At 72.3% G+C, this 20,242-nt stretch carries 17 protein-coding genes and 2 pseudogenes; 10 read left to right on the top strand and 9 right to left on the bottom strand.

Going from position 1 to position 20,242, the window contains the following annotated elements:
• The first annotated feature begins 22 nt into the window (after positions 1-22).
• Positions 23-2,467 carry a beta-glucosidase gene (locus tag ACGFI7_RS17500; RefSeq protein WP_393405353.1) on the top strand — a complete coding sequence of 815 codons (2,445 nt, stop codon included), beginning with the start codon at positions 23-25 and terminating at the stop codon, positions 2,465-2,467.
• 53 nt (positions 2,468-2,520) lie between these two features.
• On the opposite strand, the gene ACGFI7_RS17505 is transcribed toward ACGFI7_RS17500, so the two are convergent.
• Complete coding sequence (locus ACGFI7_RS17505) at positions 2,521-3,663, bottom strand: RNA-guided endonuclease InsQ/TnpB family protein (RefSeq protein WP_393405355.1); 1,143 nt, start codon at positions 3,661-3,663, stop codon at positions 2,521-2,523.
• A 107-nt stretch (positions 3,664-3,770) separates the two neighbouring features.
• On the opposite strand from ACGFI7_RS17505, the pseudogene ACGFI7_RS17510 reads away from it, so the two are divergent.
• The 3 genes and pseudogenes from ACGFI7_RS17510 to ACGFI7_RS17520 form a co-directional block, all read left to right on the top strand.
• Positions 3,771-3,869 (top strand): annotated as a pseudogene (locus ACGFI7_RS17510) (transposase); the annotation flags it as partial.
• 331 nt (positions 3,870-4,200) lie between these two features.
• Positions 4,201-4,896 (top strand): DUF4191 domain-containing protein, encoded by a 696-nt coding sequence (locus ACGFI7_RS17515; RefSeq protein ID WP_393405357.1) that lies wholly within the window; start codon positions 4,201-4,203, stop codon positions 4,894-4,896.
• A complete protein-coding gene (locus ACGFI7_RS17520; RefSeq protein WP_393405359.1) occupies positions 4,896-5,660 on the top strand; it encodes a class I SAM-dependent methyltransferase in 765 nt (254 codons plus the stop codon). The genes ACGFI7_RS17515 and ACGFI7_RS17520 overlap by 1 nt, the downstream gene beginning before the upstream one ends.
• Here the strand turns inward: ACGFI7_RS17520 and ACGFI7_RS17525 are convergent.
• The 3 genes from ACGFI7_RS17525 to ACGFI7_RS17535 are packed head-to-tail and all read right to left on the bottom strand — an operon-like array spanning position 5,641 to position 7,694.
• Positions 5,641-6,582 carry a hypothetical protein gene (locus ACGFI7_RS17525; RefSeq protein WP_393405361.1) on the bottom strand — a complete coding sequence of 314 codons (942 nt, stop codon included), beginning with the start codon at positions 6,580-6,582 and terminating at the stop codon, positions 5,641-5,643. The two genes, ACGFI7_RS17520 and ACGFI7_RS17525, sit on opposite strands and share 20 nt — an antisense overlap.
• Positions 6,579-7,184 carry a TetR/AcrR family transcriptional regulator gene (locus tag ACGFI7_RS17530; RefSeq protein WP_393405363.1) on the bottom strand — a complete coding sequence of 202 codons (606 nt, stop codon included), beginning with the start codon at positions 7,182-7,184 and terminating at the stop codon, positions 6,579-6,581. Before ACGFI7_RS17530 ends, ACGFI7_RS17525 begins: the two co-directional genes overlap by 4 nt.
• Positions 7,185-7,232: 48 nt before the next feature.
• The gene (locus ACGFI7_RS17535) at positions 7,233-7,694 is read right to left on the bottom strand and encodes an RDD family protein (RefSeq protein ID WP_393405365.1); all 462 of its coding nucleotides are present in this window, start codon (positions 7,692-7,694) and stop codon (positions 7,233-7,235) included.
• A gap of 89 nt (positions 7,695-7,783) precedes the next feature.
• Between ACGFI7_RS17535 and ACGFI7_RS17540 the strand changes: the two genes are divergently transcribed.
• The 4 genes from ACGFI7_RS17540 (at position 7,784) to ACGFI7_RS17555 (ending at position 11,036) form a co-directional block, all read left to right on the top strand.
• On the top strand, positions 7,784-8,080 hold the full coding sequence (locus ACGFI7_RS17540; RefSeq protein WP_393405367.1) for a hypothetical protein: 297 nt from the start codon (positions 7,784-7,786) through the stop codon (positions 8,078-8,080).
• 85 nt (positions 8,081-8,165) lie between these two features.
• Positions 8,166-9,590, top strand: a complete 1,425-nt coding sequence (glnA, locus tag ACGFI7_RS17545; protein ID WP_393405369.1) for a type I glutamate--ammonia ligase — start codon at positions 8,166-8,168, stop codon at positions 9,588-9,590.
• Between the two features lie 90 nt (positions 9,591-9,680).
• Positions 9,681-10,040 carry a hypothetical protein gene (locus ACGFI7_RS17550; protein WP_393405371.1) on the top strand — a complete coding sequence of 120 codons (360 nt, stop codon included), beginning with the start codon at positions 9,681-9,683 and terminating at the stop codon, positions 10,038-10,040.
• Positions 10,041-10,106: 66 nt separating this feature from the next.
• Complete coding sequence (locus ACGFI7_RS17555) at positions 10,107-11,036, top strand: class I SAM-dependent methyltransferase (RefSeq protein WP_393405373.1); 930 nt, start codon at positions 10,107-10,109, stop codon at positions 11,034-11,036.
• A gap of 196 nt (positions 11,037-11,232) precedes the next feature.
• Here ACGFI7_RS17555 and ACGFI7_RS17560 read toward each other — a convergent pair whose 3' ends face one another.
• Positions 11,233-12,036: an SDR family NAD(P)-dependent oxidoreductase gene (locus tag ACGFI7_RS17560; protein ID WP_393405375.1), complete on the bottom strand. Its 804-nt coding sequence runs from the start codon at positions 12,034-12,036 to the stop codon at positions 11,233-11,235.
• A 206-nt stretch (positions 12,037-12,242) separates the two neighbouring features.
• A complete protein-coding gene (locus tag ACGFI7_RS17565; RefSeq protein ID WP_393405377.1) occupies positions 12,243-13,031 on the bottom strand; it encodes an SDR family oxidoreductase in 789 nt (262 codons plus the stop codon).
• A 162-nt stretch (positions 13,032-13,193) separates the two neighbouring features.
• On the opposite strand from ACGFI7_RS17565, the pseudogene ACGFI7_RS17570 reads away from it, so the two are divergent.
• A pseudogene (locus tag ACGFI7_RS17570) lies at positions 13,194-14,993 on the top strand (ABC-F family ATP-binding cassette domain-containing protein); the annotation flags it as partial.
• Between the two features lie 82 nt (positions 14,994-15,075).
• On the opposite strand, the gene ACGFI7_RS17575 reads toward ACGFI7_RS17570, so the two are convergent.
• From ACGFI7_RS17575 to ACGFI7_RS17585, 3 genes are read right to left on the bottom strand one after another with little or no spacing between them, the layout of a single operon-like run.
• Positions 15,076-15,600: a GNAT family N-acetyltransferase gene (locus tag ACGFI7_RS17575; protein WP_393405379.1), complete on the bottom strand. Its 525-nt coding sequence runs from the start codon at positions 15,598-15,600 to the stop codon at positions 15,076-15,078.
• Position 15,601: 1 nt separating this feature from the next.
• On the bottom strand, positions 15,602-16,651 hold the full coding sequence (locus ACGFI7_RS17580) for a hypothetical protein (RefSeq protein WP_393405380.1): 1,050 nt from the start codon (positions 16,649-16,651) through the stop codon (positions 15,602-15,604).
• Positions 16,652-16,700: 49 nt separating this feature from the next.
• Entirely contained in the window at positions 16,701-19,640 is a 2,940-nt protein-coding gene (locus ACGFI7_RS17585) for a bifunctional [glutamine synthetase] adenylyltransferase/[glutamine synthetase]-adenylyl-L-tyrosine phosphorylase (protein WP_393405382.1), read from the bottom strand.
• Between the two features lie 77 nt (positions 19,641-19,717).
• Here ACGFI7_RS17585 and ACGFI7_RS17590 point away from each other — a divergent pair, with 77 nt between their 5' ends.
• Complete coding sequence (locus tag ACGFI7_RS17590) at positions 19,718-20,239, top strand: HXXEE domain-containing protein (protein WP_393405384.1); 522 nt, start codon at positions 19,718-19,720, stop codon at positions 20,237-20,239.
• The last annotated feature ends 3 nt before the right edge of the window (positions 20,240-20,242 follow it).

The raw sequence follows: 20,242 nt of genomic DNA on the forward strand, positions 1-20,242 counted from the left end.
CATGGTCGCCGACACTGTGATCGTGGACTTCGATGACATGATCGGCAGGCTCGACCTGCGTACCAAGGTCAGGATGTTGACCGGCGCCGGCATGTGGGCGCTGCACCCGGTGCCGGAGATCGGCCTGGACCGGCTGGTGATGAGCGACGGGCCGATCGGCGTGCGCGGCGAGCAGTGGAGCGCCGTCAGCCCGTCGATCGCGCTGCCGAGCCCCACCGCCATGGCCGCCACCTGGGATGTGAGCCTGGTGCGGCGCGTGGGCGGACTGCTCGCCCAGGAGGCCCGGCGCAAGGGCGTGCACGTGCTGCTGGCGCCGACCGTCAACCTGCACAGGTCACCGCTGGGCGGGCGGCACTTCGAGTGCTTCTCGGAGGACCCGCACCTGACGGGGGAGGTCGCGGCGGCGTACGTGGCGGGCGTGCAGGAACGCGGGGTGGCCACCACGCCCAAGCACTTCGTGGCCAACGACTCCGAGACCGACCGGTTCACGGTCAGCGTGCGGGTGGCCGAACGGGTGCTGCGCGAGCTGTACCTGCGGCCGTTCGAGCGGGTCGTCGAAGCGGGCGCGTGGGGGATCATGACGGCCTACAACGCGGTCGGCGGCACCACCATGAGCGAGCACGCCGAGCTGGTGCACGGGGTGCTCAAGGGCGAGTGGGGCTTCGACGGGTTCGTGGTGTCCGACTGGACGGCGGTGCGCACGACGGAGGCCGCCGGGCTGGGCGGCACCGACGTGGCGATGCCCGGTCCGCACGGGCCGTGGGGCGACAAGCTGGAGGAGGCGGTGCGCGCGGGGCGGGTGCCGGAGTCGCTGATCGACGACCGGGTGCGGCGCGTCCTCCGCCTGGCCGAGCGGACCGGCGCGCTGGGCGGGCCGCCGCCCGCGCCGCCCGGGGAGGCGATCGACGGGGTGGCGCTGGCGCGCGAGGTGGCCGTGCGGAGCTGCACGCTGCTGAAGAACGAGGCGCCGGACGCCGGCCTGCGCGAGGGCGACGCGCCGCGGGAAGGTGCCGCGCCAGGGGGCGGCGCGCCGTTGTTGCCGCTGGCCGGTGTGCGGTCGATCGCGCTGATCGGGGCGGCGGCGAAGGAGGCCAGGGTGATGGGCGGCGGCAGCGCCCAGGTGTTCCCCGAGCGCGTCGTCTCCCCGCTGGACGGCCTGCGCGGGCGCGGCGACGTCGAGGTCCGGTACGCGCTCGGCACCGACCCGCGCATCCGCCTGGCCCCGCTGGCGGCCCCGGCCACGGCCGCCTTCCTGGACGCCGAGGGCAGAGTCCTGGCCGAGCATCCGCTGGCCGCGGCCGAGGGGCGCTGGATCGGCGAGACGCCCCCGGGCGTGGACGCCGACCGGCTGGCCGGCGTCCGGCTGCGGGCCGCGTACACGGCGGAGACCGGCGGGCGGCACGAGCTGTCCGTGGCGGGCGCGGGCGCGTACACGCTGACGGTGGACGGCCGGGTCGTGCTCGACGAGACGCTCGCCGCGGACGGCGGCGACCCGGCCGCGCTGCTGTCCCCGCCGGAGCGGCGGGTGGCCGTCGAGCTGGCCGAAGGCGTCACGTACGAGCTGGAGCTGCTGCACCGGACGGCCGGGTACCAGGGGATGGTGTTCATCTCGTGCGCGCTCGGCCACGCCGGGCCGTCGCCCGGTGAGGACGAGCTGTTCGCCGAGGCGGTGCGCGTGGCGGCGGAGAGCGACGTGGCCGTCGTGGTGGCCGCGACCACGCCGGAGGTGGAGAGCGAGGGCTTCGACCGCGAGAGCCTCACGCTGCCGGGCCGGCAGGACGAGCTGATCGCGGCGGTCGCCGCCGCCAACCCGCGCACGGTGGTGGTGGTCAACGCCGGGTCGCCGGTGGAGATGCCGTGGCTGGACTCGGTGGCGGCGGTGCTGCTCACCTGGTTCCCCGGGCAGGAGGCAGGGTCGGCGCTGGCCGGCGTGCTGTTCGGCGACGACGAGCCCGGCGGCCGGCTGCCGACGACGTGGCCGGTCCGGCTGGCCGACGCGCCGGTGGTGAACGTGACGCCCGACGGCGGCGTGCTGGCCTACGACGAGGGGCTGTTCATCGGGTACCGCGCGTGGGAGCGGAGCGGGCGGGCGCCGGCGTTCTGGTTCGGGCACGGGCTCGGATACACGACCTGGTCGTACGACGCGATCACCGCCGAGAGCGGGTCCGTGACCGTGCACGTGACCAACACCGGCGAGCGGCGCGGCCGGGAGGTCGTGCAGGTCTACGCGGCCCCGGTGACGCCGGACCCGGAGCGCCCGGCCCGGTGGCTGGCCGGGTTCGCGGTGGTGGAGGCCGATCCGGGGCAGTCGGTGGCCGCCGAGGTGGAGGTGCCCGCCCGTACGTACGAGATCTGGGACGAGGGCGGGTGGCGGGTCGCGCCCGGGGAGTATCTGCTGGAGGCCGCCCGCCACTACGCCGACCGGAGGCTGTCGGCCACGGTCAAGCTGTCAGCTTCTCGGCCGTGAACGACCGAGCTTGCAGCTCCTCGCCGTCGATGGCTTCGACGGTCCGGTCCGCGTCAGGCAGCGTGACTGACTGCCCAGCCCGTCTCACCGCGTGAGGCGATGTTGCGGGCTGCGTTGACGTCGGCGTGCTCAGCGAAACCGCACGACGTACACGAGAAGGTGGCCTGGTCAGGCCGGTTGCGCTTGTCCACGGTCCCGCAGCGCGAGCACTGCTGTGAGGTGTAGGACGGGTCCACGTGGATCACCGCCACTCCCGCCCGGACCGCCTTGTAGGCGAGGAAAGCTCCGAGCTGGTGGAAACTCCAGGAGTGCAGCGTGACCCGCTGGGGCTTGCGGAGCCGTACCCGCTCGCGGATGCCCTGGAGATCCTCCAGTGCGATCCCGCGCCCGGTGCGTTCTGCCTCGGTCACGATGCTTTTGGCGATCACATGGTTGGCGTCGGCCGCGAACCGGGCCTCCTTACGGCGTCGCCGCTTGAGCAGCCGCCTGGCGGACTTGGTCCCCTTGGCCTGCAACCGGCGGCGCAGCCGGCGGTGGCGGTGGCGGACCGCCTTCAGCGCTTTACCGCTGTGGCGGACTCCGTCGCTGGTGGTGGCGATGTTGGCGATGCCCAGATCGATCCCGAGGAATCCATCCGGCGCGGTGACCGGGACGTCCGGCACCTGCACGCATGCGTGCAGGAACCACATCCCGTCCCGGCACACCAGATCCGACTCACCCCGGCGGCAGGCGGCCAGCAGCGCCAGTTGTTCGGCGGAGCCGGTGAAGGCCACCCCTTTCAGCCGCCCGGCGGTCGTCCAGATCGACACCGTCCGCGCGTCATGCTGCCAGGACAGGCACCGGTCGTCATACGGCTGGGCCGCCAGCGGCCGGAAAGAGACGGGTTTGGCTACGGCTTTGACCCGGCGCGGCGATCCGGGCTTGCCCAGGTTCCCGGCGGCCAGGTTGGCGTGCAGGGTGCGGTAGGCGTCGCACACCTTCTTGATCACATGCTGGGCGGCCTGGGCGGCCAGGCCGAACTCGGCCTTGATCCGGTCGTAGGTGTGCTTGCGCAGGTCGAAGGTGCGGAAACAGTGGTGCTGGAACGCCAGCGCCGCGACCAGGTTCGCCGCCCGGTTGGCGGCGTGCAGGGTGGCTTCCAGCGCCGCCGCCTGCTGCGGCGTCGGCAGGAGCTTCACCTGCACCACCAGTTTCACAATCGCACAACCTATCATCCGGTCCGTGTCACCGCGGCGGGAACCCGACCCCGATATCCGGCGGGGCCGCAGCGTGGTTCACGTGGTTCAGCGTGGTTTATGGCCTGCATGTCCACCTGCTGGTGCACTATCCGCCCAAGGTGGCGCTCTCGATTCCGGTCAACTCTCTCAAGGGCGTCTCAGCGCGGCTGCTGCGCAAGGAGTTCCCGGCCCACATCCGCCGGTATCTGCAGGGCGGCCATTTCCGGTCCCCCCGTATATCACCGCGTCCTGCGGCGGAGCACCCCTGACAGTCATTAAGGAGCACATCGAGAACCAGAAAGGGCCAGGCTGAGCCACCCACACAGACCGACCGTCAGAGCACCGCTCGGGCCTGGAGGCCCTCCCGCGCTGGCGTTTCCTCCCGGGCGTGAACGCCCGAGGTTCCAGGCCAGATCACGCTGAACCCGGGGATCCGGCGGGAAGAACGCGGTCGCGGCGGGGATCCGTGGCGGCCGCGTTCCTCTTCTTGTCCGGTTCGTTTGTATCCTTCCTTCCATGGCGAAGTCCGAGGATCCAGAGAAGCCGGGGCGCATCAAGCAGCTCCGCATGATCGCGCAGATCATCAAGCAGTCCAACCCCAAGGGGATGCCGATCGTCTTCCTCTCGGCGGTCGGCACGCTGGCTGTCGTGGTCGTGATCGGGCTCGTCACCGACTACTTGTGGTATTCGATCTTCCTGGGCATCCTGCTGGCGTTCACCGTCGGCCTGGTGGTGTTCGGTCAGCTCGCCCAGCGGGCTCAATACTCGCTGCTGCACGGCCAGGTCGGCGCCGCCGCCGCCGTCCTGCAGGGCATGCGCGGCAACTGGCAGGTCACCCCGGCCATCGCGGTCAACCGCGACCAGGACCTGGTCCACATGGTCGTCGGCTTTCCGGGCGTCATCCTGGTCTCCGAGGGGCCGGGCAACCGCACGGCCCGCATGCTCGCGGCCGAGAAGAAGCGCATCGCCCGCGCGGTGCTGGGCGTGGAGATCTACGACATCCAGTGCGGTGACGGCGAGGGTCAGGTGCCGCTGGCCAAGCTGCAGCGTCACCTGATGAAGCTGCCGCGCAACCTGAAGAAGCCGGCCGTCAACGAGGTCAAGGACCGCCTGCGCTCGCTGCCGAAGAACATGCCGATGCCCAAGGGCCCGATGCCCAAGGGCCCGATGCCCAAGGGCGCCCGCATGCCGCGCGGCCCCAAGATGCGCTAGTGCCGTCGGGTTCGTCGCGGGCCAACCGCGGCTGGTGGGACGGCAACGCCGACGACTACCAGGCCGAGCACGGCGCGTTCCTGCGCGACAGCGGGTTCGTCTGGTGCCCTGAGGGCCTCGACGAGGCCGACGCCCGGCTGCTCGGTGACGTGCGCGGGCGTGACGTGCTGGAGATCGGCTGCGGGGCGGCGCAGTGCGCCCGCTGGCTGGCGGCCCAGGGCGCCCGGGTGGCCGCCTTCGACCTGTCGCGCGGCCAGCTGCTGCACGCCCGCCGCCTCGACGAGGAGACGGGCCTGCGGGTGCCGGTGGTGCAGGCCGACGCCGAGTCGCTGCCGTTCGCCGCGGAGAGCTTCGACCTGGCCTGCTCGGCGTTCGGCGCGCTGCCGTTCGTGGCCGACGCGGGGGCGGTCTTCCGCGAGGTGGGCCGGGTGCTGCGGCCGGGCGGCCGGTTCGTGTTCTCGGTCAGCCATCCGATCCGGTGGGCGTTCCCCGACGACCCGGGCCCGCGCGGGCTGACCTCCGACCGCTCCTACTTCGACCGCACCCCGTACGAGGAGCGCGACGAGGACGGCACGCTCACCTACGTGGAGCACCACCGGACCCTGGGCGACTGGATCGGCCTGATGGCGGGGTCCGGTTTCGCCGTCACCGGGCTGGTGGAGCCCGAGTGGCCCGAGGGGCACGACCGGGTGTGGGGCGGGTGGAGCCCGCTGCGCGGCCGCCACCTGCCCGGCACCGCCGTCTTCAGCTGCGCGCGTATCTAGCGGCCATGGCGTGGAAGGCCGCCTTCGGCTCCCAGCGGGTCTCGTCGAGCATCCGCACGATCCCGTACGAGCCGAGGTCGGCCGCGCCGGCCCTGGTGTAGCCGGCGAAGGTGAACCACAGGGCGGTCTCGACGCCTTCCTCCTCGAACACGTCGAGCAGCTCGTTCAGGTAGCGGACCTGCTCGTCCTCGTCGGGCACCGCGCCGTCGGGCACGAAATAGGCCGAGCCGCCGAGCTCGCCGGCGCCGCGGTAGGCGCAGGTGCCGAACTCGGTGACGGCCACCGGCTTGCCGTGCCCGAAGTGGGCGCGCAGCTCGTCGCGGAAGGTCTCGGCGTTGTACGCGGCGCGGTAGGCGTCCACGCCGACCACGTCGAACGGCGTCCAGTCGACGAACTCCCAGGGCGCGGCGGCGTAGGTGAGCCGGCCGCCGAACAGCGGCCGGACCGTGCGGGCGACCTCGGACAGGTAGCCGTCGAGGCGCTTGACCATCGCCGGGATCTCCTCCTGCCACCACTCCGCCGGTGCGGTGGTCAGGGCGCCCAGGCGCTCGCCGTACGTCTCCCCCGTCAGGAAGCCGGGCAGGAAGGCGCTGGCCTCGCAGCCGGTCACCAGCGTCACCTCGGCGCCGTCGGCGCGCAGGCGTTCGGCGTGCGCGGCGCACTCGGCCAGCATCGGCAGGGTGTCGTCGGGGGTGACGTCCACCGGGAACGGCGCGTACCAGATCTCCAGGCCGGCCGCGGCGGCCTCCTCGGCGGCGACGGCGAGCCGCGCGGGGTCGCCGCCGGAGACGCGGACGGCCCGGCAGTGCAGCTCGTCGGCGATCACCCGGAGCTCGCGCCTGGCGGTGTCGCGGTCGAAGGCCCGGCGGCTGCGGCCGGGCTCGGGCAGGAAACCCGTGTCGTAGTTGATCCCCTTTTTCATGATCCACTCCTGCCGAGGCCGTCGCGAAGCTGGTCGAAAGCAAGGTCCACGTCGTCGGCGAGCAGCCGGCCCGCCTCCTCCAGCGGGGCGCCGGACGCCAGCCGCTGGAAGAACGCCTCCTGCACGGTGGTGACGGCGGCGGTGATCTGGGCCGCCATGAGCTGAGCGGCCGTCGCGGAGCCGGCCGTGTCCGTCAGCGCGGCGGCCAGCTCGTAGCGCTGACCCATGTTGGCCTGGTAGACGCCGGCCATCAGCGCCGGCGCGGCCGCGATGATCCGGACCTGGGCCAGCATCCGGCCGACGTCGGCGGGGCCGCGCGCGGCCATCGCGGTGTAGTGCTCGCGCAGGGCGTCCAGCGGCGTCTGGCCGGGCCGCCGCCCGGTCACGATCGCCGCGGTGTCGTCGTGGATCCCGTCGAGGACCAGGCAGTCCTTGCTGGGGAAGTAGGTGAACAGGGTGACCTTGGCGACCCCGGCCGCCTCGGCGATCTCGCCGACCGTCACCGCGTCGTAGCCGCGCTCCGCGAACAGCTCCAGCGCCACGTCGGCGATGCGCCGCCGGGTCTCTTCCTTCTTGCGCTCACGCAAGCCCGCCATCATCATGAAGGCAGCATAACCGTACTCGGTACAAAAATAAACCCGGTACGGTTTTCACATGCGCACGACCACCGTGTTGGAGACCCGGTCGTGCAGGCCCCGGTGGTCGCGGTCGAAGATGAGCGCGGGCAGGGCCAGCGCGAGCAGGACCGTGCGCACCGCCACGGGGAACCAGCGCGGGTCACCGCCGTCCATCGCCGCGACCCGGATGCCGGCCAGCCGGTGGCCGAACGTCTGCCCCATGGCGCCGACCAGCACGACGTACTGCACCGCGAACACCACCACGGGCAGCCACGGCTGCTCGGCCGGGTTGGTCCTGAGCAGCAGCTGGGTGATGGCCCACGTGCAGATCATCCAGTCGATCACCAGGGCGGCGATCCTGCGGCCCCAGCCGGAGACGGCTCCGCTGCCCTCCTCGGGCAGCCCGAGGCGCTGCCCGGGATAACCGAGATCGACTCCGGCGGCCCTGACCCCGCCCAGCCAGGTCTGCGTCCACCGCGGCTCGTTCCTGCTCATGCGTCAAAGGTATCCGGCGGTGCGGGCGGTCGGGATCGTGACCCGGCCGCGCTTCCGCGACGCCGGTGGTCCGGCCCATGATGGAGGTCATGCCGTACGGGGACGACTTGGACGCGCGCTTCCACGAACTGGTGGCGCAGTTCAGCGAGGAGGAGCGGCGCAGGCTGAGCGCCGCGGCGAGCAAGGGCGCGCGACCGCGACGCCGACGCGTCGGACGCGTCTGGTACGCGGTCGCGGGCGTGCTGGCGGTGGTCATCGCCGCCCTGCTGGTCCTCACCTTCCGCCACGACCTCGTCTCCCCCGCCCCCGAGACGCCCCCCGACTCGCCGTCTCCCGCTCTTCGCGCGCTCGCCTGCGGCCCATCTGGGGACATCTACGCCGCGTAACACGTGCGAAACAATCGAGACACCGTACGGAAACGGCCGCGCCGTACGTTCACGGGTGATAGCCCGTCCCCAGGGAGGTTCGAGAGTGTTCAACTCCGCCGACGACGTCCTGAAGTTCATCAGGGACGAAGGGGTGCAGTTCGTCGATGTCAGGTTCACCGACCTGCCGGGGACGACGCACCACTTCACCTTCCCCGTGGAAAACTTCTCCGCGAGCGTCTTCTCCGACGGCCTCATGTTCGACGGCTCGTCGATCCGCGGCTTCCAGGCGATCCACGAGTCCGACATGCTGCTCCTGCCGGACCCGTCGTCCGCCGTGGTCGACCCGTTCCGCCAGCACAAGACGCTCAACATCAACTTCTTCGTGCACGACCCGCTGACGGGCGAGGCCTACAGCCGCGACCCGCGCAACGTCGCCCGCAAGGCCGAGGAGTACCTCAAGGGCACGGGCATCGCCGACACCGTCTTCTTCGGGCCCGAGGCCGAGTTCTACATCTTCGACGACGTCCGCTTCGAGACGAAGCAGAACGCGGGCTACTACTACATCGACTCCATCGAGGGCGCCTGGAACACGGGCAAGGCCACCGAGGGCGGCAACCTGGGCTACAAGCCCCGCTACAAGGGCGGCTACTTCCCGGTGCCGCCGATGGACCACTTCACCGACCTGCGTTCGGAGATGGTCCGCAACCTCATCGAGTGCGGCATCGAGGTCGAGATGCAGCACCACGAGGTGGGCACGGCCGGCCAGGCGGAGATCGACTTCAAGTTCGGCACGCTGCTCAAGACGGCCGACAACCTGATGCTCTACAAGTACATCATCAAGAGCACGGCCATGGAGTACGGCCACACCGTCACCTTCATGCCCAAGCCGATCTTCGGTGACAACGGCTCCGGCATGCACTGCCACCAGTCGCTGTGGAAGGACGGCTCGCCGCTCTTCTACGACGAGGTCGGCTACGCGGGCCTGTCCGACACCGCCCGCTACTACATCGGCGGCCTGCTCAAGCACGCCCCGTCGCTGCTGGCCTTCACCAACCCGACGGTCAACTCCTACCACCGCCTGGTCCCGGGCTACGAAGCCCCGGTCAACCTGGTCTACTCGCAGCGCAACCGCTCGGCGTGCGTCCGCATCCCGATCACGGGCTCCAACCCGAAGGCGAAGCGCATCGAGTTCCGCGTGCCTGATCCGTCCTGCAACCCGTACTTCGCCTTCTCGGCCATGCTGATGGCGGGCATCGACGGCATCCGCAACAAGATCGAGCCGCCGGAGCCGGTCGACAAGGACCTGTACGAGCTCCCGCCGGAGGAGGCCCGCCAGGTCCCGCAGGTGCCCGGCTCCCTCACCGACGTGCTCAACGCCCTGGAGGAGGACCACGACTACCTCCTCGAAGGCGGCGTCTTCACGCCCGACCTGATCGAGACGTGGATCGCCTACAAGCGCGAGAACGAGGTCGACCCGATCCGGCTGCGCCCGCACCCGCACGAGTTCGAGCTCTACTACGACGTGTGATCGGTTCAGCGTCGAAAGCCCGTGGGGAGGTCCTTCCCACGGGCTTTTCCGCGTCGATCGTCAAGGGCCTGTTCCTGGGAAGCTGATGTCATGCCTGAGCTGGAGCCCGTATCTCTGGAAGATCGGTTGATCGGCAACATCCGCGACGAGTTGGAGGCCCAGAACGCCCTGCAGGAGCTGTCCCTGGACGCGCAGACGCTCGACAAGCTGGCGTGGGCCGTCGCCGCCAACCTGCACTACGCCTTCGACGTGGCATGGGCCCCGAAATGGGCGCACGACGTGCACTCCTGGAGTGAGCCCGACGAGGGCCTGCCGACAGGCGAGAGCCATTTCTCGGAGTGTCTGCGCTGCGGATGGCTGACCGGCCACAACCCAACGCGGGAACAAGCGCTGGCCGAGTACGCGGGCCACGTCTCTACGCATCACCCCAGCCCAGAGGTCAGGGCATAGGCGCTCATCGCCTGCCGGTTCGAAACTCGGTGGATCGGCGGGGGTGGTCGTGGTTACCGTGCCGGGGTGATCTACGAGCATCCTCTGGCGTACGTGCTGGGTCTTGAGGGCATCGCCCTGATGAGGGCCTACACCGGCGAGTACGACCGCGCGTTCGTCGAGGCTCGCCTGGCCGAGATCCGTAAGCTCCTCGACGACGACGCCTTGGCGGACGCCGCGGTCGAGGTCGCCCGGGTGGACACCGTGGCCGGTTACCGGATCTGGTCGCGGACCTACGACGGGCCCAACGCCGCGTTCGATCTCGACGAGCCGTTCATCAGGGAGATCGTCGAGGGGCTGCCGGTCGGTGACGCGCTGGACGCGGCGTGCGGCACCGGCAGGCTGGCGGCCTACCTGGCCGGTCGCGGCCATCGGGTGCGCGGCGTGGACAGTTCGCCCGACATGCTGAAGCACGCGGGCCGGCGGGTGCCGCAGGCGGAGTTCCTGCTGGGCGACCTGTCCTGCCTGCCGGTGCCCGACGAGTCCGTCGGCCTGGTGGTCTGTTCGCTGGCGCTGACGCACGTCCCGGCGCTCGATCCGGTGCTGGCCGAGTTCGCCCGGGTGGTGCGGCCGGGCGGGCAGGTGGTGATCACCGATGTTCATCCGGAGGGTGTGGCGCGCGGGGTGGTCCCGCCGGTGCGGCTGGCGGACGGACAGCCGGGCAGGGTGGCGACGTACCGGCATCGGGTGGGTGACTACCTGCGGGCCGCGCTGGCGGCGGGGCTCCAGGTGCGGCGGTGCGACGAGCCGCCGCACCCGCCAGGAAGGCCGGGCGAACGGACCGACGTCCTGCAACCGTGGGACGTGTGGCCGTGGGCCCTGTACGACCTGGTGCCCGAGGCGGCGCACGCGGCCGTCACCGGGATGGCGTCGATGCTGCTCTGGCACTTCCAGCGTCCGCCGGACGCCGTCGAAGTCCCTGGTCCGCGACCCGACGATCATTCGTGGACGGAATAGTCGAGCCGCTTCAGCGCCGTGACGAGATCGGGACGGGCGGTGGCCTCCGCGGGCGGGCCGATGACCGATGCTGTCGGGACAAGAGCCATCCCCATCGTTCATCGGCCCGTGCTCACGCGCTCCCTCTCGACCCCGTGCCGTCCCGGAAGGCGGCTGTGAAAGATCTTCGTGAGCCGAGATGCCGGCAGCGGGCGGGTCAGACCTGCTTGAGGAAGCCCGCGTCCACGGCGAGGTCGGCGCCGGTCGTGGCGGCCGAGCGGGGTGAGGCCAGGAGGGCGATCGCGTCGGCCACCTCCTGCGGGTCGACCAGCCTGGGGATCGACAGGTTCATCAGCTCCGGCGCCACCCGGTCCAGCACGGCGTCGCGGTCGGCGCCGGTCTGCCCGGCGAGGATGTCGGCCGCGCCGCCCTCCTCGGTCCACCAGGCCGTACGGACCGGTCCGGGAGAGACCGTGTTGACCCGGATGCCCTGCGGGGCGAACTCCTCCGAGAGCGCCTTGGTCACGTTGTTCAGCGCCGCCTTGGCCGCGCTGTAGTCGACGTTCATCGGGGCGGGAAGCCGTGCCGAGCCCGACGAGACGTTGACGATCGAGCCGCCGCCGCGCTCCAGCATGGGCGGGATCGCCGCCCGGATGAGACGTACGACCGCGAACAGGTTGAACTCGAACATGAGCCGCCAGTCCTCGTCTCCCGGGGCCATGAAGGAGAACCGCGGCAGGGCCACTCCCGGCGGCGGGCCGCCGGCGTTGTTGACCAGGATGTCCAGCCCGCCGAACTCGTCCACGGCCCGCGCCACCACCTGGCCGGGCGCGTCCGGGTCCATCAGGTCGACCGGCAGGTGGAGCAGGTCGCCGCCCAGTCCGGCCAGTTCGGGGCCGGGCTTGCGGGAGACGGCCACGACGGTGGCGCCCTCGCCGAGCAGGGTGCGGGTCACGGCCAGGCCGATGCCTTTGGACGCGCCGGTGACGATCGCGACGCGGCCGGAAAGCTGCAGGTCCATGGGTGTTCCTTCGCTAGGGGTCATGCCATCGCGGAACACGCTAGGCGCGGGGACCCCTTGCGGGCTGGCCGCGTTCGGACCGGTGTTTCCGGCGGACTTCGGACACGCATCCCGGGTGCGGCTCCTCGACCGGCCGGCCGCGCCGCGACCTGCTACGTCTGCACGACGTGTCGGCGGATCCCCGTGGTTGCACCTCTGAAGGCGGTTCACAGGTCGTAGCGGCCGAGCACGTCGCGCTTGCGGCCGGTGAGGAACTTGCGCGTCATCCGGCCGGTGGTGAGCCAGGCGATGACGTCGCCGTTCCTGGTGCTGTCGAGCATTTTGCCGACCAGGTACGGCGCGACCTCGTCGACGTGGTCACAGAGGATGTTGAGAAGCTTGCGCTGCTCGCGCACCTGCTCCGGGGCGGCGGCGGCCTCGCGGAGCCAGCCTTCGGTGATCAGCATGCCGGGGCTGACCTGCCCGACCCGTACGGCGGTGCCGGCGACCTCCTTGGCCAGGGCCCGGGTGAAGGAGTCGAGGCCGCGCTTGGTGGCCGAGTAGACGCCCATGCCGGGGCGGATCCGGCCGTCGCTGCCGCCGCCGAGGATGTTGAACACCTGGCCGCCGCCCTGGGCCAGCATGCCGCGCACCGCCACCTGGGAGCCGTACACCGTGCCCAGCATGTTGGTGGTGACCATGGCGCGGACGTCCCCGGGCGTGGTCTCGATGATGGGGCGGGTGGTGTTGGCGACGCCGGCGTTGTTGATCCACAGGTCGACCCCGCCGAGGGCGTCCACGGCGGCGCTCCACAGCTTCTCGACCTGCTCGGGGTCGGTCATGTCGACGGCGCGCCCGTGCACCGTCCCGCCCTCGGGGCGCAGCCGCTCCACGGCCTCGTCCACCGCCGCCTGCGTGCGGCCCGACACGACCACGGAGTGCCCGCGGCGGAGCAGGTCACGGGCGAGTGCGAACCCGAGCCCCTTGGTGCTGCCGGTGACGACTGCCTTCCGCATGGCCACTCCTGGAGGGTCGGGAATCGGCGTTGATCTTACGCCGCGCTGTCGTACCGGGAAAGACCGTAAATCTAGACGAGACGTTGCGTCTTGCGTCGGACATGGCGTAGTCTCTGTGCAAGACGGATCGTCTCGTCTCACGAAAACAAGGAGGTGGGCCCCATACGTACCGCTGCCCAACTGACCCTGACCGAGATCACCAAGCGCTACGACTCCCGCGTCGTCCTGGACCGCGTGTCGTTCGCCGTCAAGCCCGGTGAACGGGTCGGGGTGATCGGCGAGAACGGGTCGGGCAAGTCCACCCTGCTGAGGCTCATGGCAGGCGAAGAACGGCCGACCAACGGCGAGCTGGTGGCCGTCGCGCCCGGCGGCGTCGGATACCTGCCGCAGACGCTCGCGCTGCCGCCGCACACGACCGTGGCCGAGGCCGTCGACCTGGCACTGGCCGACCTGCGGGAGGTCGAAGCGGACATGCGGGCGGCCGAGCGGTCGCTCGGGGAGTCCGGCTCCGATCTGGAACGCTACGCGGAGCTGGTCGCGCAGTACGAGGCGCGCGGCGGCTACGAGGCCGACCTCCGGGTGGAGCTCGCGCTGCACGAGCTCGGGCTCCCCGGGCTGGACCGGAGCCGGCCGCTGGGCACGCTGTCCGGAGGCGAACGCTCCCGGCTCGCCCTGGCCGCCACGCTGGCGTCCGACCCTGAGCTGCTGCTGCTCGACGAGCCGACCAACGACCTGGACGACCGGGCCGTGGCCTGGCTCGAACAGCGGCTGCGCGCCCACCGGGGCACGGTCGTGGCGATCACGCACGACCGGATGTTCCTGGAACGGGTGACCACCGCGATCCTGGAGGTCGCCGACGGGCAGGTGCGCCGCTACGGCGACGGGTACAACGGCTACCTGACCGCCAAGGCCGCCGAACGCGCCGCGCAGGCGCGGGCCCACGAGGAGTGGAAGGCCGAGCTGGACAGGCACGCGGGCCTGGTGACGGCCAACGCCGGCCGGCTGGCCGTGATCCCGCGCAAGACGGCCAAGGCGGGCATGGGCACCGGGGCCTGGCGTGCGCGCTCCCGTACCCACGGGGCCGCCCGGCGCATCCGCCAGTCCCAGCGACGACTCCGCCACCTCACCGACCACCCGGCGACTCCCCCGCCCGAACCACTCCGCTTCACGGCAACCCTCACCACCACAGGCGCCCTGGCGGGAGCCGCCGCAGGGGCTTGGGTGAAGCCCGGGATCGGAGCCCAGGCGGGAGCCGCCGTAGAGGCCGAGGTGAGAGCCACCGCGAGGCTTGCGGCGGGAACCGCGGGAGCTCCGGCGGGAACCATCGCGGAGGCCGAGGTGGGAGCTGAGGTGGGAGTTGCCGCAGGAACTGCTGCGGGAGTTACAGCAGACACCGAGGTGGCCGGGCTCGACGGGGTGGTGGTCGCGGGGCGGCTCTGCCTTGACTCCCTGACCCTGCGGGCCGGGGAGAGATTGCTCGTCACCGGCCCGAACGGGGCGGGCAAGACCACGTTGATGCGGCTGCTCGCCGGCGAGCTGCGGCCCGACGCGGGTGAGGTGCGGCGGTCCGGCAGGGCCGGGTTCTTCCGGCAGGACGACTTGGACGCCCCCGACGGGCGGTCGGACTGGACGGTGCTGCGGGCCTATGGGCACGGGCGTACCGGGAGCCTGGACGAGCACGCGGACGCGTTGCTCGCGCTGGGCCTGTTCCGGCCGGCCGACCTGACGCTCCGGCTGGGCGAGCTGTCCTACGGGCAGCGGCGCCGGGTCGAGCTGGCCCGGCTGGTGAGCGAGCCCGTGGACCTGCTGCTGCTCGACGAGCCGACCAACCACCTGTCGCCGATGCTCGTGGAGCAGATGGAGGAGGCGCTGGCCGCGTTCCCCGGCGCGCTGGTGGTCGTGACGCACGATCGTCGCCTGCGGGCCGGGTTCACCGGCTCCCGCCTGGAACTGGCCGGTGGCGTGGCGATGGCGGCCGGGCCGGACGGCTGCCCGCACGCCGCGGCCATCGTGAGCGAGGCGACGACGCCCCAGGCGGCCCGGGTCATGGCCTGATCCGGTAGAGGACGTGCGGGCGGAGCGGGTTGCCCTCCGCGAGGAAGGGGTGGGCGAAGTCGTCGGCCGGGTCACGGGTCATGCCGAGCCGCCGCATCACCGCCTGGGAGCGCACGTTCAGGACGGCCGTCATCGACACGATCTCCTCCAGCCCCGCCTCGCCGAAGCCGTGCTCGATGGCCCGGCGGCCGGCCTCGGTGGCGTAACCGTGGCCCCACGCGGGGCGGGCCAGCCGCCAGCCCACCTCGACGGCGGGCGTGAACGGCGCCTCGAACGTCTGCATGGCCAGCCCGGCGAACCCGATGAACTCTCCCGTCTTCCGCACCTCCAGCGCCCAGAGTCCGTAGCCGCGCTCGTCGAACCCCTGCTCGATCCGGTCGACCAGGGAATCGCTCTCTGCCCTGGTCAGCGAGGCGGGGAAGAACTCCATCACCTGGGGGTCGGCGTTGAGCGCCGCGAACGGCTCCCGGTCGCTCTCCCGCCACCTGCGCATGATCAACCGTTCGGTCTCCATCTCACCCACCCTGACGACGTGACCGGATGCCGGTGATGCGGCGCAGGACGTCCCACCAGAAGGGCGCGCCGAACATCAGCGCGATGTACGTCAGCAGGAAGCCGGGCCAGTGGCTGGGCGTGACGAGCCGGTCCAGCCAGGCGCCGCCGTTCCAGTGGAAGGACGGCTCGCCCTCGGCGGGGACGGACATGCTGACGATCGCGTTGTCCAGGACCTTGACCAGCGCCGGCTGGCTGAGCGTGTCGGTGATGCACGGCACCGGGTCGGCCTGCTCGCACTGCGCCTTCAGCTCGTCGTACGCGGCGGGGCCGGCGTCGGTCACGGCCGTGACGGTGGCGCGGTAGGCGTTGTCGCGCAGCAGCGTCTTGCCGTACTCCAGCCCGTCGACGGTGAACAGCAGCGTCACCACCAGCGCCAGCAGCGCCACGACCCATTTCACGTACCGCTTGTAGAGCATCGACAGCCGTTCCATCTCGCTGTCGAACCAGCGCTCCACGCCCTGCCGGAACCGGTCGAGGTCACGCTGGGCGGACTCCCACACGCCCTTGAGGTGACCGTGGAGCGGGCTGCCGGTGGCCTTGAGCCTCTCCAGCAGCCCTTCGACGCCGCCGGGCTCGGTCGCGGCCAGCTCCATCATGGCCACCGCGAACCGCTCAGGCGGCAGGTTGGCGATGCTGGTGCGGCCCCGGGTGGGGTGGTCGATCTCCCGTACGCGTTCGTACAGCAGATCGGTGATGCCGTCACCGCCGGTGGCCTCCGGAGGCGGCGTCGACGGCACGGCGGGGGCGGGCTCCTCGTCGTGCGCGGGCCGCGGGTCGCGGGCGAACGGCAGCGCGCCGAACACGTCGCGCAGGCCGGACGGCAGCCAGGAGCGGCCCTTGGGCGCGTCGCCGTCGAGCGTGTCGCGCAGGTAGGCCCAGAGGAACTTGCTGCGGATGGCCAGCAGCCGCACGATGGCCTCGTTCAGCCCGCTGACGAGCAGCGAGAGCATCAGGAAGGCCAGCACGAGGCCGAGCGCCAGATCGATGTACGCGGATAACAAGCCGATCACCCCGCGCTTTGATACACCCTCCCGGGCGCCGGCCGCAATGCCGATGGGCTCAGCCGCCGTAGAAGACGCGGTCGACCACCTGGCGGGCGCGGCGGGTGACGCGGCGGTAGTCGTCGAGGAAGTCCTCCGAGCCGTCGGGCGGGTAGCCGAGCGCGCGGGCGAGGTGGCGGCGTTCGCGGGCGCTCGCGGGCACGCTGTCGCCGGGCCGTCCCTTCACCAGCATGATCGCGTCGCGGACGCCGGAGGCGCGCCGCCACGCCTCGGCCAGCACGATCTCGTCGGCGGGGTCGAGCAGCCCGGCGGCGACGGCGGCGCGCAGCGCCTCCAGGGTGCGGGTGGTGCGCAGGGAGGGCAGCTCGCCGGCGTGCTGGAGCTGCAGGAGCTGCGCGACCCACTCCACGTCGGACAGGCCGCCGCGGCCCAGCTTGGTGTGCAGGGCGGGGTCGGCGCCGCGCGGCAGCCGCTCCGCCTCCATGCGGGCCTTGAGCCGCCTGATCTGCCGTACGGCGTCGTCGGAGATGCCGCCGGCCGGGTAGCGCAGCTCGTCGACCATGGCGATGAACGCGGCGCCCAGCGCGGCGTCACCGGCGGAGAACCTGGCGCGCAGCAGCGCCTGCGACTCCCACGGCGACGACCAGCGGGCGTAGTAGGCGCGGTAGGAGGCGAGGGTGCGGACCAGCGGGCCCTGCCTGCCCTCGGGCCGCAGGTCGGGGTCGATGAGCAGCGGCGGGTCGGGCGCGGGCAGGGCGAGCAGCCGGCGCAGTTCGTTGGCCACGGCGAAGGCGGCGTCGGCGGCGTCCCGTTCGGCGGAATCCTCCAGCGGGTCGTGCACGAACATCACGTCGGCGTCGCTGGCGTAGGAGGATTCCATCCCGCCGAGCCGGCCCATGGCGATGACCGCGAACCGGGTGGGCAGCTCGCCGCGCCGTTCGGCCGACACCTTGGCGATGGCGGCGTCGAGCGCGGCCTGGAGGGTGACGTCGTTCAGCGCCGACAGCGCCACCCCGACCTGCTCGATGTCGATGAGGCCGGTGAGGTCGGCCACGGCGGTGCGGAACAGCTCGCGGCGGCGCAGCGCGCGGACGGCGGCCACCGCGGTCTCCGCCTCGTCGGTGTAGCGGGACACGGCGGCGGACGCCTCGCCGAGCAGCGACTCGGGCGGGCGGACGGCCAGGTCGTCGTCGTCGCCGAGCATCGCCACCGCCTCGGGGGCGTGCATGAGCAGCTGGGTGGCGTACCGGCTGGTGCCGAGGACGCGCGCCATGCGCTGGGCCACGGCGGTCTCGTCGCGCAGCAGCCGCAGGTACCACGGCGTGGCGCCGAGCTTCTCGCTCACCTGGCGGAAGCCGAGCAGCGCGGCGTCGGGGTCGGGCGTGTCGGCGAACCAGCCGAGCATGACCGGCAGCAGCGTCCGCTGGATGGCCGCGCGCCGGGACACGCCGCTGGCCAGTGCGGCGATGTGGCGCAGCGCGCCCTCGGGGTCGACGTAGCCGAGCGCGGCCAGGCGGGCCTCGGCGGCGGAGGCCGACAGCCGCGTCTCGGTCTCCGGCAGCCGGGCCACGGCCTGCAGCAGCGGCCGGTAGAACAGCTTCTCGTGCAGCCGCCTGGCCTGGCTGGCGTGCCGCTTCCAGCGGGTGGTGAACTCGCCGACCGGGTCGGCCTGCATGCCCAGCGCCCGGCCGAGCCGGCGCAGGTCGGCGGGGTCCTCCGGCAGCACGTGGGTGCGGCGCAGCCGGTGGAGCTGGAGCAGGTGCTCCACCTGGCGCAGGAACGTGTACGCCTCCGCCAGGCCGCGCGAGTCGTCGCGCCCGACGTAGCCGCCCCGCGACAGGGCGGCCAGCGCGGGCAGTGTGGCGCGGCGGCGCAGCAGCGGGTCGAGCCTGCCGTGCACGAGCTGCAGCAGCTGCACCGCGAACTCGATGTCGCGCAGCCCGCCGGGGCCCAGCTTGATCTGCCGCTCCCCCTCCGAGCGGACGTGCGCCTCCACCCGGCGGCGCATGGCCTGCACGTCCTCGACGAAGTTGTCGCGGGTGGCGGCGGACCAGACGAGCTCGTTGACCGCGCCGACGTACTGTTCGCCCAGCTCCGGGTCGCCGGCCACCGGCCGGGCCTTGAGCAGCGCCTGGAACTCCCACGTCTTGGCCCAGCGCCGGTAGTAGGCCAGGTGGCTGGCGAGCGTGCGCACCAGCGGCCCGGAGCGGCCCTCGGGGCGCAGCCCGGCGTCCACCTCCCACAGCGAGCCCTCCGCGGTGGCGGCCGAGCAGGCGCGCATCATCGCCTGCGCGAGCCGGGTGGCGGTGCGCAGCGCCTTGGTCTCGTCGGCGCCCTCGCGCGGCTCGGCGACGAAGATCACGTCGACGTCGCTGATGTAGTTGAGCTCCCTCGCGCCGCACTTGCCCATGCCGATCACGGCGAGCCGGGCGTCCTCGGGGTCGACCTCGGTACGGGCGATCGCCAGCGCGGCTTCCAGGGCGGCGCCGGCGAGGTCGGACAGCTCGGCGGTGACCTCCTGGAGCGTGGCCCGGCCGGTGAGGTCGCGGGCGGCCAGGTGGGCGAGCCGGCCGCGGTAGGCGACCCGGAGGTCGACGAGCGCGGTGGAGCCGGTGGCGCGCGGCTCGGGGTCGCCGGGGTCGGCGCCGACGGCGCGCAGCAGCTCCGCACGCGCCTCCCCGAGGCTGGGCAGGGCCAGCGTGCCGAGCTGGTCCGGATGGCGTACGAGATGGTCTCCCAGGGCGGCGCTGACGCCGAGCACGGCGAGCACCCGTTCTCTGAGCACGCCGTCGGCGCGCAGCAGGTCGAGTGCGGCGGGCTCGCGCTCGGCGAGCCGGGTCAGCGAGGCCAGCGCCAGGTCGGGGTCGGCGACGCCGACCAGGGCGTCGAGCAGGTCGCCCAGCTCCACCCCGGCCTGCTCGACCAGGCGGGCGGCGGTGGCGGCGTCGGCGAATCCGAGTTTGGCGAGGCGGGCGGCGGTGGACTCGATCCTGGGCACCCCTCCAGTTTGACAGGCCCGCCGGGTGGCGGCCTAGGATCAAACGCAACGTTGCGTTGCACTTTTGGAGGTGCCGGGTGAAGCGGGTGGCGTGGGGGTTGTTCGCGGCGTGGGCGGTGCACGACGCGGAGGAGCTGGCGACGATGGCGCGCTGGTCGCGGGCGGCGCGGCCGCGGCTGGAGCGGCTGTTCCCGTCGGCGCCATGGGAGCGGCTGGAGGTGTCGCAGAGGCACGTCAACGTGGCGATCGGGCTGATGGGGGCGGTGATGGCGGCGGCCTCGGCCGAGGGCGCGCGCACGGGCGGCCGCAGCCCGCTGTTCCAGGCGGCGCTGGCGGGCTTCGGCGCGCACGGGGTCGTGCACCTGGCCCAGGCGGCGGTCACCCGGGGATACACGCCGGGCGTGGTGACGGCGCCGGTGGTGGTGATCCCGTTCTCGGTGTGGGCGTGGCGGCGGCTCAGGGCCGCGGGCGTGCCGATGGACGGCGGGCCTTCCGTCGCAGTGTCCCTGGCGGCCTTCCCGCTGCTGGCCGCCGCCGTGCACGGCCTCGCCCACGCCCTGACCGGCTCCGGTTTGACGCCGGCTCCTGGAGAACGTTAACGT

This window comes from Nonomuraea sp. NPDC048826 (genome assembly GCF_043198225.1).
Taxonomy (GTDB): domain Bacteria; phylum Actinomycetota; class Actinomycetes; order Streptosporangiales; family Streptosporangiaceae; genus Nonomuraea.

Excerpts from the sequence above, each read along its gene's own strand:
- ACGFI7_RS17515 (WP_393405357.1), top strand. The coding sequence starts at position 4,201 with ATGGCGAAGTCCGAGGATCCAGAGAAGCCGGGGCGCATCAAGCAGCTC.
- ACGFI7_RS17525 (WP_393405361.1), bottom strand. The coding sequence starts at position 6,582 with ATGAAAAAGGGGATCAACTACGACACGGGTTTCCTGCCCGAGCCCGGC.
- ACGFI7_RS17530 (WP_393405363.1), bottom strand. The coding sequence starts at position 7,184 with ATGATGATGGCGGGCTTGCGTGAGCGCAAGAAGGAAGAGACCCGGCGG.
- ACGFI7_RS17535 (WP_393405365.1), bottom strand. The coding sequence starts at position 7,694 with ATGAGCAGGAACGAGCCGCGGTGGACGCAGACCTGGCTGGGCGGGGTC.
- ACGFI7_RS17540 (WP_393405367.1), top strand. The coding sequence starts at position 7,784 with ATGCCGTACGGGGACGACTTGGACGCGCGCTTCCACGAACTGGTGGCG.
- ACGFI7_RS17550 (WP_393405371.1), top strand. The coding sequence starts at position 9,681 with ATGCCTGAGCTGGAGCCCGTATCTCTGGAAGATCGGTTGATCGGCAAC.
- ACGFI7_RS17560 (WP_393405375.1), bottom strand. The coding sequence starts at position 12,036 with ATGGACCTGCAGCTTTCCGGCCGCGTCGCGATCGTCACCGGCGCGTCC.
- ACGFI7_RS17565 (WP_393405377.1), bottom strand. The coding sequence starts at position 13,031 with ATGCGGAAGGCAGTCGTCACCGGCAGCACCAAGGGGCTCGGGTTCGCA.
- ACGFI7_RS17575 (WP_393405379.1), bottom strand. The coding sequence starts at position 15,600 with ATGGAGACCGAACGGTTGATCATGCGCAGGTGGCGGGAGAGCGACCGG.